The sequence below is a fragment of the Blautia sp. HCP3S3_B11 genome, from assembly GCF_052064435.1.
Classification (GTDB): domain Bacteria; phylum Bacillota; class Clostridia; order Lachnospirales; family Lachnospiraceae; genus Blautia_A.
Window position 1 is genome coordinate 48,509 of sequence record NZ_JBQHVP010000021.1, and the last position, 13,857, is coordinate 62,365.

Annotated in this window: 14 protein-coding genes, 1 tRNA gene and 1 pseudogene; 10 read left to right on the forward strand and 6 right to left on the reverse strand. The window is 39.2% G+C overall.

The window, feature by feature from the left end; all coding sequences use genetic code 11:
• Positions 1-6 precede the first annotated feature (6 nt).
• From ACTNC0_RS15225 to ACTNC0_RS15270, 10 genes and pseudogenes are all read left to right on the forward strand, one after another.
• Positions 7-528 (forward strand): DUF4446 family protein, encoded by a 522-nt coding sequence (locus ACTNC0_RS15225; RefSeq protein WP_117676585.1) that lies wholly within the window; start codon positions 7-9, stop codon positions 526-528.
• A 246-nt stretch (positions 529-774) separates the two neighbouring features.
• On the forward strand, positions 775-2,064 hold the full coding sequence (gene serS / locus ACTNC0_RS15230) for a serine--tRNA ligase (protein WP_441088040.1): 1,290 nt from the start codon (positions 775-777) through the stop codon (positions 2,062-2,064).
• A gap of 32 nt (positions 2,065-2,096) precedes the next feature.
• The gene (locus ACTNC0_RS15235; RefSeq protein WP_441088041.1) at positions 2,097-2,972 is read left to right on the forward strand and encodes a DUF3881 family protein; all 876 of its coding nucleotides are present in this window, start codon (positions 2,097-2,099) and stop codon (positions 2,970-2,972) included.
• 1,009 nt (positions 2,973-3,981) lie between these two features.
• Positions 3,982-4,058 (forward strand) — tRNA-Arg (locus ACTNC0_RS15240).
• Positions 4,059-4,878: 820 nt separating this feature from the next.
• Positions 4,879-5,667, forward strand: a complete 789-nt coding sequence (locus tag ACTNC0_RS15245; protein ID WP_441088042.1) for a replication initiator protein A — start codon at positions 4,879-4,881, stop codon at positions 5,665-5,667.
• Entirely contained in the window at positions 5,627-6,205 is a 579-nt protein-coding gene (locus ACTNC0_RS15250; RefSeq protein WP_441088043.1) for a DUF4366 domain-containing protein, read from the forward strand. Before ACTNC0_RS15245 ends, ACTNC0_RS15250 begins: the two co-directional genes overlap by 41 nt.
• 152 nt (positions 6,206-6,357) lie before the next feature.
• Positions 6,358-7,590 carry an ATP-binding protein gene (locus ACTNC0_RS15255; protein WP_427808746.1) on the forward strand — a complete coding sequence of 411 codons (1,233 nt, stop codon included), beginning with the start codon at positions 6,358-6,360 and terminating at the stop codon, positions 7,588-7,590.
• A 148-nt stretch (positions 7,591-7,738) separates the two neighbouring features.
• The gene (locus ACTNC0_RS15260; protein ID WP_441088044.1) at positions 7,739-8,374 is read left to right on the forward strand and encodes a helix-turn-helix domain-containing protein; all 636 of its coding nucleotides are present in this window, start codon (positions 7,739-7,741) and stop codon (positions 8,372-8,374) included.
• Between the two features lie 73 nt (positions 8,375-8,447).
• A pseudogene (locus ACTNC0_RS15265) lies at positions 8,448-9,227 on the forward strand (DNA topoisomerase); the annotation flags it as partial.
• A 206-nt stretch (positions 9,228-9,433) separates the two neighbouring features.
• Positions 9,434-9,778: a hypothetical protein gene (locus tag ACTNC0_RS15270; protein WP_171332420.1), complete on the forward strand. Its 345-nt coding sequence runs from the start codon at positions 9,434-9,436 to the stop codon at positions 9,776-9,778.
• A gap of 91 nt (positions 9,779-9,869) precedes the next feature.
• On the opposite strand, the gene ACTNC0_RS15275 is transcribed toward ACTNC0_RS15270, so the two are convergent.
• The 6 genes from ACTNC0_RS15275 to tnpA form a co-directional block, all read right to left on the reverse strand.
• Positions 9,870-10,082 carry a DUF6070 family protein gene (locus ACTNC0_RS15275; RefSeq protein WP_221400448.1) on the reverse strand — a complete coding sequence of 71 codons (213 nt, stop codon included), beginning with the start codon at positions 10,080-10,082 and terminating at the stop codon, positions 9,870-9,872.
• A gap of 38 nt (positions 10,083-10,120) precedes the next feature.
• A complete protein-coding gene (locus ACTNC0_RS15280; RefSeq protein ID WP_221400431.1) occupies positions 10,121-10,381 on the reverse strand; it encodes a hypothetical protein in 261 nt (86 codons plus the stop codon).
• A complete protein-coding gene (locus tag ACTNC0_RS15285; RefSeq protein WP_441088045.1) occupies positions 10,381-10,881 on the reverse strand; it encodes a hypothetical protein in 501 nt (166 codons plus the stop codon). Before ACTNC0_RS15285 ends, ACTNC0_RS15280 begins: the two co-directional genes overlap by 1 nt.
• A 208-nt stretch (positions 10,882-11,089) precedes the next feature.
• Positions 11,090-12,745, reverse strand: coding sequence for an IS66 family transposase (gene tnpC, locus ACTNC0_RS15290; RefSeq protein ID WP_441088046.1), 1,656 nt, complete (start codon positions 12,743-12,745; stop codon positions 11,090-11,092).
• A gap of 61 nt (positions 12,746-12,806) precedes the next feature.
• Positions 12,807-13,160 carry an IS66 family insertion sequence element accessory protein TnpB gene (gene tnpB, locus ACTNC0_RS15295; RefSeq protein ID WP_441088047.1) on the reverse strand — a complete coding sequence of 118 codons (354 nt, stop codon included), beginning with the start codon at positions 13,158-13,160 and terminating at the stop codon, positions 12,807-12,809.
• The gene (gene tnpA, locus ACTNC0_RS15300; protein WP_441088048.1) at positions 13,153-13,506 is read right to left on the reverse strand and encodes an IS66 family insertion sequence element accessory protein TnpA; all 354 of its coding nucleotides are present in this window, start codon (positions 13,504-13,506) and stop codon (positions 13,153-13,155) included. Before tnpA ends, tnpB begins: the two co-directional genes overlap by 8 nt.
• Positions 13,507-13,857 lie beyond the last annotated feature (351 nt).

Sequence of the window (13,857 nt, forward strand, 5' to 3'; positions counted from 1 at the left end):
AGTAATATGAGTGGCATTTTTGAAAGTCTTGGAATTGATTCCGGGATCATCATTATTATACTACTGATTCTTACTATCTTCCTGCTGGTAAGGAATATCAGTATGAATATGCGCTTGAGTCGTCTGGAACGAAAATATAAGACGTTTATGAAAGGCTCGGATGCACAGTCTCTGGAGAAAGTATTTGTAAGAAAATTCGCTCAGATAGATAAACTGTATGATGCGAAAGAAGAACACGATCATGATCTCCTTTTTATTAAAAAGAATCTTGATAAGATGTTTAATAAGTATGGTGTAGAGAAATATGATGCATTTGATGATGTAGGCGGCAAATTAAGTTTTGCATTGGCCTTGTTGGACAAGGAAAATACGGGGCTAATTTTAAATGCAGTGCATAGCCGTGACAATTGCTTTTTGTATATGAAAGAAATTGTAAAAGGCGAATCTTATGTTATGCTTAGCCAGGAAGAAGTGGAAGCACTTCGAAAAGCTGTTAATTTCGGCCTGGATAATCTCGAACAGGACTGATTAAAAACAGAAAAGAAAGAGCATACTTAAAGATAAAATAAAAAACAGTGTTACTGGATACGAAGTAAACAGTAACAAAATAGTAACTGTATGGCAACAATATATCCGCCAGGCGGCTGCCAGAATACATAAAAGAATAGTAACTGCCTGGTAATTTGAAAAAAAGCAGATCAATGAATAGTTACAAAATATTTTATGCTACTGTGAATGATGTAAACAGTAACTATTTTATTCAGGAGGAACAAGATGTTAGACATTAAATTTGTGAGAGAAAACCCGGAAGTTGTAAAACAGAACATCCGCAATAAATTCCAGGATAATAAACTGGAATTAGTGGATAAAGTGCTGGAACTGGACAAAGAAAACAGAGAGATCAAACAGGAAGTAGAGGCTCTTCGCGCTGAGAGAAATAAAATTTCCAAACAGATTGGTGCTCTGATGGGACAGGGAAAGAAAGAAGAAGCAGAAGAAGTCAAGAAACAGGTAGCTGCTTCCGGAACACGTATTGAAGAACTTTCTGCAAGAGAAAAAGAAGTAGAAGAAGAACTTCTCAAAAATATGATGGTAATCCCGAATATCATTGATCCGTCTGTACCGATCGGCAAAGATGACAGTGAAAATGTAGAAATTGAGAAATTCGGTGAGCCGGTTGTTCCGGATTATGAGATTCCATATCATACAGATATTATGGAAAGCTTTGACGGAATTGATCTTGACAGTGCAAGACGTGTTGCAGGAAATGGTTTCTACTACCTGATGGGGGATATTGCAAGACTTCATTCTGCAGTAATCTCTTATGCGCGTGATTTCATGATTAACAGAGGATTTACTTACTGTGTACCTCCTTTCATGATCAGAAGCAACGTTGTAACAGGTGTTATGAGCTTCGCAGAAATGGATGCTATGATGTACAAGATCGAAGGCGAAGATTTATATCTGATCGGTACAAGTGAACATTCCATGATTGGTAAATTCATCGACCAGATTATTCCGGAAGAGGAACTTCCAAAAACTCTTACAAGTTATTCTCCATGTTTCCGTAAGGAAAAAGGTGCTCATGGACTTGAAGAGAGAGGTGTTTACCGTATCCATCAGTTCGAAAAACAGGAAATGATCGTTGTCTGCAAACCGGAAGAAAGTCCAATGTGGTTTGATAAATTATGGCAGAATACAGTAGATCTGTTCCGCTCTCTTGACATTCCGGTTCGTACACTTGAGTGCTGTTCCGGTGATCTTGCAGATCTGAAGGTAAAATCTCTTGACGTAGAAGCATGGTCCCCACGTCAGAAGAAATATTTCGAAGTAGGAAGTTGCTCTAACCTTGGAGATGCACAGGCACGTCGTCTGAAGATTCGTGTAAACGGTAAAGACGGCAAATATCTTGCACATACATTAAATAATACAGTTGTTGCACCGCCTAGAATGCTTATTGCATTCCTGGAGAACAACCTGAATGCAGACGGATCTGTAAGCATTCCGAAAGCTCTGCAGCCATATATGGGCGGCATGACAAAGATTGAGAAAAAGCACGCTTAATGGAGAGTGAGCTTTTTCAGGGAGGTGTTCTTATGCACAGTTATCTGAGAGCAGTTGGTTTTTCCAAGATCACCAAAAGAAGCAGTATAAGGCAGATCATTACGGATGTGGTTGAAAATTATGATGATAAAACAATAGTAAAGGATCATCCGGAGGGTGTATTTGCTGAGTTTTCCAAGAATTATGGATGCGATTGTGGAATCACTGTCTGTGGACAGTATGATGAAAACAACGTATTTTATCCGGACTATTATTTTCCTTTCTTTCGCGGAACAGGTATTACGACACAGGAGAATGTCATAATAGAGAGACATACAGAAAAAGAGTCTTTTGCCGGTGCCTGTGACGATCTGAGAATAGGAGTTACTTTAATTTTTTATCTTCAGAATGCCGCTGAGTACATGAAAGAAAAATACAAAAGCGGTATGCTTCCTGATGGCCAGCCCTTAACCCTTTCCGGACTGGCCAGGGAAGGAAAAATTCTTTTTCCGGTGGAGAAAGATAAAGAGGCTGTAAAAGCTGAACGGGAACTGACAAAAAACAGAAACCATTTGATTGCGGCAGCCCGCAACGGAGACGAAGAGGCAATGGAAAGCCTCACAATGGAGGATATGGATACATATTCTATGATTTCACAGAGAATTGTCACTGATGATATTCTTTCCATTGTAGATTCGTATTTCATGCCATATGGCATTGAATGTGACCAGTACAGCGTCATGGGGGAGATTATTGATTATATGACTTTTGAAAATATCATTACAGGAGAGAAAATTTGTCAGATTACTATAGAATGTAATGATATGCAGTTTGACGTGTGTATCAACCGGGAAGATCTTCTGGGAGAACTCAAGATCGGCCGCCGATTTAAAGGAATCATCTGGCTTCAGGGTCAGTTACATTATTAAATAAGTGGGAGATATTTAACCAGTTAGTGATGGCATATAAGTATAAAAAACTGGTATGAATATCAGATAAAATATTATGTTTCACGTGAAACATAACAACGATAGTTTAACCAAATCAAGTAAGTTCCCTGTTTCAATTGCGAAGAGCAATAAGCAGTGGGTGGGGACTTACTTGTATCAGGAGGGGTACAAGCCCCTCCTGATAAACTGCAGAGCAGTTATTCGGTGTAGAGCCACGTAGCAAAGCGGATTGCGGATATCCGATTGATACAAATCAATTGTGGAGGAGAAAATATCCACTTCATAACATATTTGATGAAAACATTTGAATTTTGGGTAAGGTTACTGTTCACTGCGTTCTCAGTAACATGCTTCGCAAACTTAATTTATGCTATTCGCATAAATTCGCGCGGCATGTCTCGGGTTTTCTGTTGACAAGCATCCGTAAGAAGCTGCCAGTGGCAGGTTCTGTAGGTGACCTTCGCTCACAAAAAACACATCGCGGGATACTACCTGTGAACAGTGACAGGTTCTAAATGTGTACGAAAAGAATATGAAAGATTCTCTTGTAATTCGAATAAAAATATAGTAGAATTACGATTGTGAGTCAAGTGTCCTCGTAGCTCAGCTGGATAGAGCACTCGCCTCCTAAGCGGTGACCAGAGTTATCGCCTCGGCGTATAACAGAAAAATGAATTTGAGTTCGATTTTGTTATGTGATGTCACAATTAAGAGGACATGCGTTTTTGGAAAAGGCGATAACTTCATACCAAAAAATTTCATCATATAAGATTGATTCAGCTGACGTAAGTCAGTTTTAAATCATAAAATCCAATGCCGTTGAAATGGCTGAAAACCTTGATTTTAAGCCAAAAATCCGGTATTAGTCCTGTTAGTTTAATGGATAGAACAAGTGCCTCCTAAGGTAGCGTTACAACGCTCACCTTGGAAAAACCTTAGGAGGGAGCTGAGTCCGATAACTACGGGGGCTGACAAAAAAATTTAATACGTCCCAATAGCTCAGTTGGATAGAGCACACGCCTCCTAAGCGTGGGGTCGGAGGTTCAAGTCCTCTTTGGGACGCCAGCTAACAACGCCGAAAGCCTTTGTTTTCAAGGGTTTTCGGCTTTTTTCATCCCAACAGCTTCCCCTTACTGTGTCTAAATCATGGTTCTGAATTTTACTCCAAATTCTGATTTTTGAGAAGCTCTAAAAAATCGAACTACTGTTATAAGACAAAAATTTCTGCTAATGATTAGCAGAAAAAAGGCTGTTTTTGCTAATGGAAATGCCCTTCCTGCTAATCAGCCCCAAAATCGTGCTAAAATTCTTGCTAATTGCAAAAGGCGGATGTTTTAAGTATCACCCAGTTATAGCAGATAAAATTGAATATTACCATGTACATAGAGCGTCTATTTGCCCCGCATTGGGGATGGATAGACGCTCTTTTTTTATGCCCAAAATTCATGGGTAAATCTGAAAGATTGGAGGTTTGATTTTTGAGTAAGATCGTCTATTCCCCAGACAAGCCAAACGACTGCCGCTACTGTCATTTTTGGAAAAACAATAAAACGGGCTGCTGTCTGGGCGAAGATAAATGCTACTACTTAATCTCTGTACCCCAAAAACCGAAGTTAGAATGCGATGGTTGCCCTTATGGTAGAGATCATCCCTGCATCGGTTGGTGTACCAAAAAGATTTTGAAGGAATTGGGGGTGCGTTGATATGTATGAGCGTGTCCGTTGCCAAAAGCCCAAAGGCTGTCGATATTGTGAGTATCATCAACCTCGTTGGAGGTATCGTTCCTGCTATTTCGTCCGTTGTCCGTTTGGATTAAGAGGCACGACATTCCGCAGCTCCCCTCTGGAAAAAGAAAATTTCCCGCAGAAAGAGGTGGTGAAAATGAGTGACGTATGATTACTTCTACGGTCAGCAATCAGAACTGTTCACATTCTATCGAGTTCCGAAGGTGTTATTCACCAACGAGAGATTTTGGAACATCTCTGCCGATGCCAAGATGCTGTACGGTATATTGCTTGATCGCATGAGCCTGTCTGCCAAGAACGGTTGGATAGATGAAAACGGTCGCGTGTATATCATCTTCACAATCGACGAAGCAAAGTCGGCTTTGAACTGTGCTGAACAAAAGGCTATAAAGCTACTCAGCGAACTTGAGAAGAAAGCAGGATTGATCGAGCGAAAGCGTCAGGGCTTGGGAAAACCCAATCTGATCTATGTGAAGAACTTTATTTCTGCTGTGGATTCACAACTCTTGAATTGTGAAAATCACAATTCTGGAACAATGAAAATCACAACTCAAGAACTTCCAAAATCACAATGTAATAATACTGATATTAAAGATACTGAATTTAGTGATACTGATCCTTTCCTTTCTTCCGTTTTTCACGGACAGGAAGACGATGGGACCGGAGAGTTCACTCGGTATTATGAGTATTTTTACGATAAGCTTGAAATGGAATATCTGAAGCAGGACTTCCGGCTTGATGGAGAAATCCTTGAACTGATTCTCAGACTTATCGTTGAAGTGATGTGCAGCAACCGTAAACAGATACGAATAGCCAGTGATGATAAGCCGGTAGAAATCGTCCGAAGCACCTTTATGAAACTGGATTCAGAGCATATCAGGTTTGTTATTGACCGTTTCAAAGAAAACACAACTGAAGTACGCAAGTGAGCCTGCCCTTACTCCTGACGGCAATCTGACTCTGGTTGATGACATCGGTTCTCCTGATAAAGATGGAAAACAATTTATCACGGTGGTCACAAAGAACGGCAACTACTTTTATATCATCATCGACCGTGACGATGAGGGAAATGAAACTGTCCACTTCTTGAATCAGGTGGATGAAGCTGACCTGCTCAAGCTCATGGATGAGGAAGAAGCTGCACAGTATATCGACCAGACTGAGGAACCAGATGTAACCGAACCTACTCCCGATGTAACCGAGCCTGAGCCTGATGTGGTCGAGCCTGAACCTGAGAAGCCTAAGACCAACATGATGCCCGCTGTTCTGGTAATGGTAGCTCTGATCGGCGGCGGTGGCTTCTTTGTATTCAAGAAGATGCAGGAAAAGAAAAAGGAAAAAGAAGCTGCGAAGCCTGACCCGGATGCAGACTATGTAGACGATGATGAGGACTACGGCTACAGTGAGGAATACGAGGACGATGATGTGGACTTCATCGCTGACGACGAGGACAACGAACCCGTATAACAATGGACAGGCATGATGCCTGGGGCAATCTTCGGATTGCCTTTACATAGTCACCACTTTCAAAAAATAAAATATTTTGTGTTTTTGAAAGCGACCTCTTGCATATACTATTATCAGACAGTATAATAAGTACATCGAGACAGTTTCAAGAAATGAAAAATCTTCAACTTTTGAAAGCGGGTGACTATATGAAAACAATTACGAGAGCAAAGTATCTCGACAGAATCATTGAACTGAATGGCACTCCTGACATCAAGATCATCACGGGCATTCGTCGATCCGGTAAGTCTAAACTGATGCAGGCATATATTGATTACCTGAAAAGCCATTTTGAAAACATCAATATCATCTTCATTGACTTTATGGACTTGGCTTATGAAGAAATAAAGGAATATCATGCGTTACACAGCTATGTAGAGGAGCATTATAAGCCTGGAAAAACAAACTATCTGTTTGTGGATGAGGTTCAGATGTGTCCCAAGTTTGAATTGGCAATCAACAGCCTTTACTCCAAGGGTAAGTACGACATCTATGTAACCGGCTCCAATGCTTTCCTGTTGAGTGCAGATCTGGCAACGCTGTTTACTGGACGCTATATTGAAATTCATGTATTCCCTTTTAGTTTCCAGGAATATTGCCAGTATTATGATGATATTGGTGATAAAGATAAGCTCTTTGATGATTATTCTATCAAGGGCGGTTTAGCAGGTTCTTACGCTTACAGAACTGAAAAAGACAGAACAAACTATATCAAAGAAGTCTATGAAACCATCGTTACAAGAGATTTGGTACAGAAGTACGCTCTGCCAGACACTTTGGTTTTACAACGCCTGAGTGAGTTCCTTATGGATAACATTAGCAACCTGACTTCTCCTAATAAGGTCAGTCAGCTGCTGACAGCGAATGATACCCCAACCAATCATGTAACCGTTGGCAAGTATATTAAGTATTTGTGCAATGCTTTCGTATTTTATGATATTAAGAGATACGACATCCGTGGCAAGAAATATCTTGAAAGCTCTGAGAAGTTCTATTTGTGCGATAGTGGTATTCGATATGCAATACTTGGAAGCAGAAATATGGACTATGGCAGAGTATATGAAAACATTGTTTGTATCGAACTTCTTCGCCGTGGGTACGATGTTTATGTTGGCAAGCTCTATCAAAAAGAAATAGACTTTGTTGCTCAAAGGGGCAGCGAGAAAATTTATATTCAGGTATGTGACAACATTTCCGGACAGGAAACATTTGAGAGAGAATGTTCCCCTCTGCTTCAGATTAGAGATGCTTATCCGAAAATGATTATTGCCCGAACCAAACATCCCAAATATAGCTATGAAGGAATTGAGATCCACGACATAGCTGACTGGCTGTTACAGGAGTAAAAACAACACTTACAACCCGAAAGAATTTGAGCCATAGCAGAAAGAACAGGTAATGTAACATCTTGTTGCGGATATGTAAAGTTGGTGCGGTGGTGAAATATAGTGGATTTGTGTACAATGAAATCACCAAAGCAAAGGAGGATTTCATATGAAACTTTCAGATAAGATTATCGGACTGAGAAAGTCCAATGGAATGTCGCAAGAAGATTTAGCTGAAAAGTTGGATGTTTCAAGACAAGCTATATCTCGTTGGGAGTCAGGAACTGCGATGCCTGATGCAAATAACATTCTTCAACTCAGCAAGCTGTTTGGCGTTACAACAGATTATTTACTAAACGATGATTACCAGAGTGACAATGACCTGCCAAAAGTAAAAGAAGTACAAAATGATAATTTGGGGCAGATTATGATCTATTTGGTAACTCTCGAAGTCATGGTGCTTTTGATGCAGTTTATGACAACAGTTATTCTGCAACATGTGTTCTTTGGATTTTTAAGTTTTATTCCATTTGTTGTAGCTATTGGTGGTTTTGAATATTCCTATCAAAAGAAAGCATCCAGTGCAACAGAAAAAACAAAGAACTTCCGCAGAAAGTTTTACAAGATTTCTGCTTGGTTGGGACTTTATTTCCCGATTAGATTTATCATAAGCGTTGCGGCAAGATTCTATCCTCGCCCGTACAATACCTTGGTGTTAGAGGTTATTATTTTAGTAATCTATATTGCGGCGGCAACTTGCGTTAATCTTTCAATCGACAAGAGTTATTTACTAAAAGAACAATAATAAAGGTTCAATACATAGCAGTCATGCACTCCGGTGTGTGGCTGCTTATTTTTTTGGAAAGGAGTAGATACAAATGAAATTAGTATTGGCTGAGAAACCCTCAGTCGCCCAGAGCATTGCCAAGGTCTTAGGTGCTACCAAGCGTGAAGATGGCTACCTGGAAGGCAACGGCTACATCGTCAGTTGGTGTGTCGGTCATCTGGTGGAGCTGGCACAGCCCGAAGCCTACGATGCAAAATACAGCAAATGGGCATATGCTGACCTGCCGATCTTCCCGGCGGACTGGCAGTATGAAGTGTCCTCCGGTACAAAGAAGCAGTTCGGTATCCTGAAAAGGCTCATGGCCAGAGAAGATGTTGCAAGTCTTGTGTGCGCAACAGATGCCGGTCGTGAGGGAGAACTGATCTTCCGTCTGGTGTACCACAAAGCCGGGTGCAGAAAGCCGTTTGAGCGACTTTGGATTTCGTCCATGGAAGATGTGGCTATCAAGGAGGGCTTTGAAAATCTCAGGTCTGGAACTGAATATGATGCTTTGTATGAAGCAGCACTGTGTCGAGAGCGAGCCGACTGGATTGTTGGTATTAACGCTACTCGACTTTTTTCGACCCTTTATGGGCAGACCCTGAATGTCGGTCGTGTAATGACCCCTACCCTTGCGATGGCGGTGATGCGTGAAGCTGCCATTGCTGCATTCAAGCCCGAACCTTTCTACACGGTTCAGATCGGACTGGACGGATTTACTGCATCAAGCGAACGCTACAAGAAAAAGGCTGAAGCTGAAGCAGCCAGCAAAGGATGTTCTGTGGTGACTGTCACAAAGGCGGAGCGTAATGAGAAATCAGAAAAGCCGCCTTGGGTGATTTGTGTAGGTTATCGAGCATATAATTCTGGCGGTAGTTATATGAGAGTTGTAGATGGTTGGAATGATACGACACTTAAATTCTATCTTTGCAATTCTGGTTCTACTTGGATTTCCGCAACACAGTATTGGGTGGCTTGACCGACCGAATATTTTACTGCTTAGAGATAAGGAATTATGAAAAAAGGAGGTGAGGAGTGATGAAAAAATTTTTTAGCATGCTTGTAATGGTGTTACTGATGATTTCATTAGCAGGTTGTTCAAAAAGTATGAATTACGTCATAGGGAATGAACCATCATTCGTTGGAACAGTTGAGGTAGTAACGGATGAATATGTTCTGGTCAATGTCAATGACGATGATGCAATATATTCTGACCATCCAAATATCCAAGTATCGTTAGATGTGGAACTTAAGGACAGTTATTTGGATTTATCGAGTGGCGACGAAATTGTTGTATATTACGACGGAAGCATAATCGATGAAAAAGCGGAAACTGTGTATGCGATTACATTAAGAACACCTGCGAATCGTGAAACACAGTAGTGCTTATAGTAGAAGATAGAATAAAGCTGGCAGTTTCAAAACTGCCAGCTTTATTTTTGTCAATTTTTAGATTATTTCCAGGATAGGATTATCAGCGTTCGTTCCACGTTATTCGTGGCTCACAGAAAGGCAAACCATATTCCGTCTGGTAAGTTACTTTGTTTCCTACATATTGGAACCTCCCATTCTCTAATGGACGTACAGTAACTTCATGCGCAAATAGACAGTCCGTCTTCAGATCTGTTGACAACATGGCAACTGTTAAGGTAAGAGTTCCATCAGAATTGATTTTATATTCAGTTATAACTCACCAAAATCTAAAATAAAATTACAAACAATTTTCTATTCAAAAGTGTTTGAATTTATCCCAACAAATTCACGGTTTTTAAAATACCCGATTTCTAATTCTAGAGGCAGGTTTTTTCTAATACAATCGTATCCATTGCCTAAAAACGAACAATTATGTGCATCTGACCCTAACACAACTTTTTTTCCGCCTAACTCAATATATTTTTTTATAATATTATATGATGGCAATGGTTCTGTACAGTCATTAGAAATTGAAGAGGTATTAATCTCTAATAAAATCTCTTTCTTTATCATTAGCTCAAGGATTGAATTAATTGTTTTTTCAGGAATTTCCCAACTATCAAAATACCTTCGAGGAAAAATGGTCTATTATGTGAATCTATCGAATCACCAATTTGACAACCTCCAGAACCATAATATTCAAATTTTCCTAATGCAATTAATAGCGCCGGGCACAAATACATAGAACCATGAATACACTTTCCTAAAAAGAAAGGAATGTTGGCATTACATATGGTACTTGCGTCAATAAACAAACGTTTGTTATATATTTTTGCAGTACCACCTAGTTCATTTATTATTGCGATAAAAACATATGTATCACTTACTATAGGTGGATTAACAATAACAGTCTTCATTTTGAGTGCAATAGTTAATGCTATTATTTGAACCATTGAATGTTTGTATCCATCCAAACTTAAGGAGGCATTAACTGGACTATTTTTGCTCACACTTATATTAATATTTTTATTTTCTCCTTTAAACAAAAAATCGGATAAACATTTATATTCCATAATAGATTCCTTGTAACTCTAATTGTTGATAGACAAAAAAACAGATCGCCTATGCATCACAAACAAAATACGGTTAATTTAGTGTTTTGTTTTGTAATTAATTTTGTCTCTGTCCGAGATAAGTGTTGGTATGCATAACGTAAGCGTCAAATAGCCCCACGTTAATCGTAAAAAATGGCCGCCGATTTGGCGGTCATTGCTGTTTTTATCAGTTTTGTTCTTTGAATTTTTCAGGCATCAGTAATAAAGCCCACGACTTATCTTCATCGTCAGTTTTGTTTTTTGGTGCGTTTTTGAATATCCAAAGAAGGTATTGGTATGGATCTATGTCATTTGCTTTCGCAGTTTCAATAATACTGATGGTTACAGCTGTTGACTGTGCACCGTTGGGAGTATTTGAAAACATAAAGTTTTTCCTGTCGATTACAAATGGTTTAATGCTTCTTTCAGCAAGATTATTTGTAATTTCAAGCCTTCCGTCAAGTGTGTAATTAACAAGATATTTCCACTGATTATCAAGATATGTAAGTGCTTTGCCTATCTTTGATTTTGAAGGAACTTTCTGTATACTTGCCCATTTTTTAAACTCATTAAGTATCGGTAATGAATGTTCCTGCCTTGCAGTGTATCTTTCTTCAGGTGTCAGTTCTGCAATTTCTTTTTCTATTGCAAATAGTGCCTCACAGTAACTGAATCCCTTTGATGCTGCTGTTTTGTCCCCAGGTACTTCCATTGCTTCATAGAATTTTCTTCTTAAATGTGCAAAGCATCCTACATGTGTAACATCTGTAAGTTTATGATATCCGGAATATCCGTCTGTCTGTAAATATCCCTTGTATCCCTTAAGGAATTCCTTTGGTGTTTCTCCACTTCTTGACGGCTCATACTTGTAAAGCACTGTTGGATTCTCTGAATATTTTCCTGTTCGGAATAACCACATATATCCTTTGTTTTTACCACCTTGCTTCAGCAGCTGCAGAACTTTAAGTTCTGTTTCATCTGCGTGTAGTATATCTTCATCAAGAAGTCTTTCATTAAGTTTTTCATATACAGGTCTTAGATAATCATATTCAGCTGTCATTATCCAGTTTGACATTGTCTGTCTTGATAATGCGATGCCTTTTGATTTAAGCTCCTGTTCCATCCTGTACAATGGTGATGCCATTACATATTTCTGATACATCAGATGTGCTACTGCTTCCGGTGTTGCATAACTTCCTTCAATGAATGGCTTTTCTTTAGGAGCTTTTACTATTGGTACTTCAATATCATTTTTCTTGCAGTTGTCACAAGCGTATGTGTAGTACCAATCTTCAACAACAACTGCTTTTGCAGGAATTATCTTCAGACTTCTCTTTACTTCTTTTCCTATTTCAGTCATTGTATGTCCACATGCAGGACATTCAAGTTCTTCTTCAGGTAACCTGTGTTCTACGATTTCTGTCTCAATATCATCTGGAAGTTTCTCTTCATTCAGGACGGACATCTTCCTCTGTCGCTTATGAGCAGGCACCTGTATCTCTTTAACCTGTAAAGAGTTAAGGTACATCTCAGGTTCATTTCCTGTTAATGATAACTGTTCCACTATCTCATTATTCATTGACTCAGATTTCGCACCAAACTTTTGTCTGTTCATCGTGACAAGCTGTTCTGTAAGCCAGTCTACCTGTTTCTCCAACTGATCCAGATGTTGCTGCATCTGTTCATATTCTGAACTCAGTATAGTTACTGTATCTTTATCATCACCATCAACATCAAGATGAGCTTTTAACTGCTCAACCTGATGCTGTAATTCTTCATAATCTGTACGTGAAACTGTTATGGTTTCATCGTTAATTTTCTTGTTTTGACTGTTACTTTTCATATCTTAATTATACCACATTCAACATCATTTTTGTTGAAATGAGAAAAGGTTACCATCGCTCTCACAATGATAACCCTGTAACGTCTCTATTCGCCTTTGGCTGTTCTATTGACAGCCCTTCCATCAGCCATCGATATTGCTGTGGTGTTATTGTTTTGACCTCCTCACTGTTCTTAGGCCACTGAAATCTTCCTTCTTCTAATCTCTTGTACAAGAGAAGAAATCCGTCTCCTTCCCAATACAAACCTTTAATCCTGTCTTTCTTCCTACCGCAAAACAGAAACAATGTATTCGTAAATGGATTAAGATCAAACTGCGACTGTACCATTGTTGCAAGCCCATCTATCCCTTTTCTGATATCTGTATACCCACAAGCAATATATACCTTTTCTGCTCCTGTGAAATCTTTAAACATTGGACAGTCCCCTTACTATCGCTGTTACTGTTTCACTGTCTATTCCTGATAACAGATTTAATGATATCCCATTAATTGATACTGTGGCTATGACACCTTTGTCTGCTGTCGTCTTTGCTAGCTTTTCCGTAGGGGAAGGTAACTCTGCGAATTCTACTGAAGTATCAACTGCTATATCAAATATCCTTTTCTGCCAGTAAAAGTATGATTTAATGTTGATGCCATTTTGTTTGCACCATTCTTGCTTTGACAATCCACTATTGACACAGCTGTTTATGATTGGTATCCATTTTTGAAGATGCTGTTCGTGTTTTAGTTCCTTTAAACTTAAATTATTATTGCTCATACTACGACCTCCGTTTTTCAAAGACACTATTAGCATCCATTAGTGTCTTAGAGTTTCTTTAAGTTTCGTAGTTATTCTATTGGATTGATGCCTTACATTCAAGCCGCTGGTTTGTTTGACGCTTACTGCATAACTGACCTGTTTATTCATTTTCTATGAATGCCCTGGGTAAACGAAAAGGAACAAGGTATATTTCATCCTTGTTCCTATCGGTCAGTATGTGCTATTCAGTTCAACAAATTGGAATTTGTTGCTCCGTCAAACTGAAAGTTTCAAGCGTTATAGACTTCCCACAAATATCTCTGCATCAATCGTCAAAGTTTTTAGCTTTTTGAAATCAATCTCAGTTTT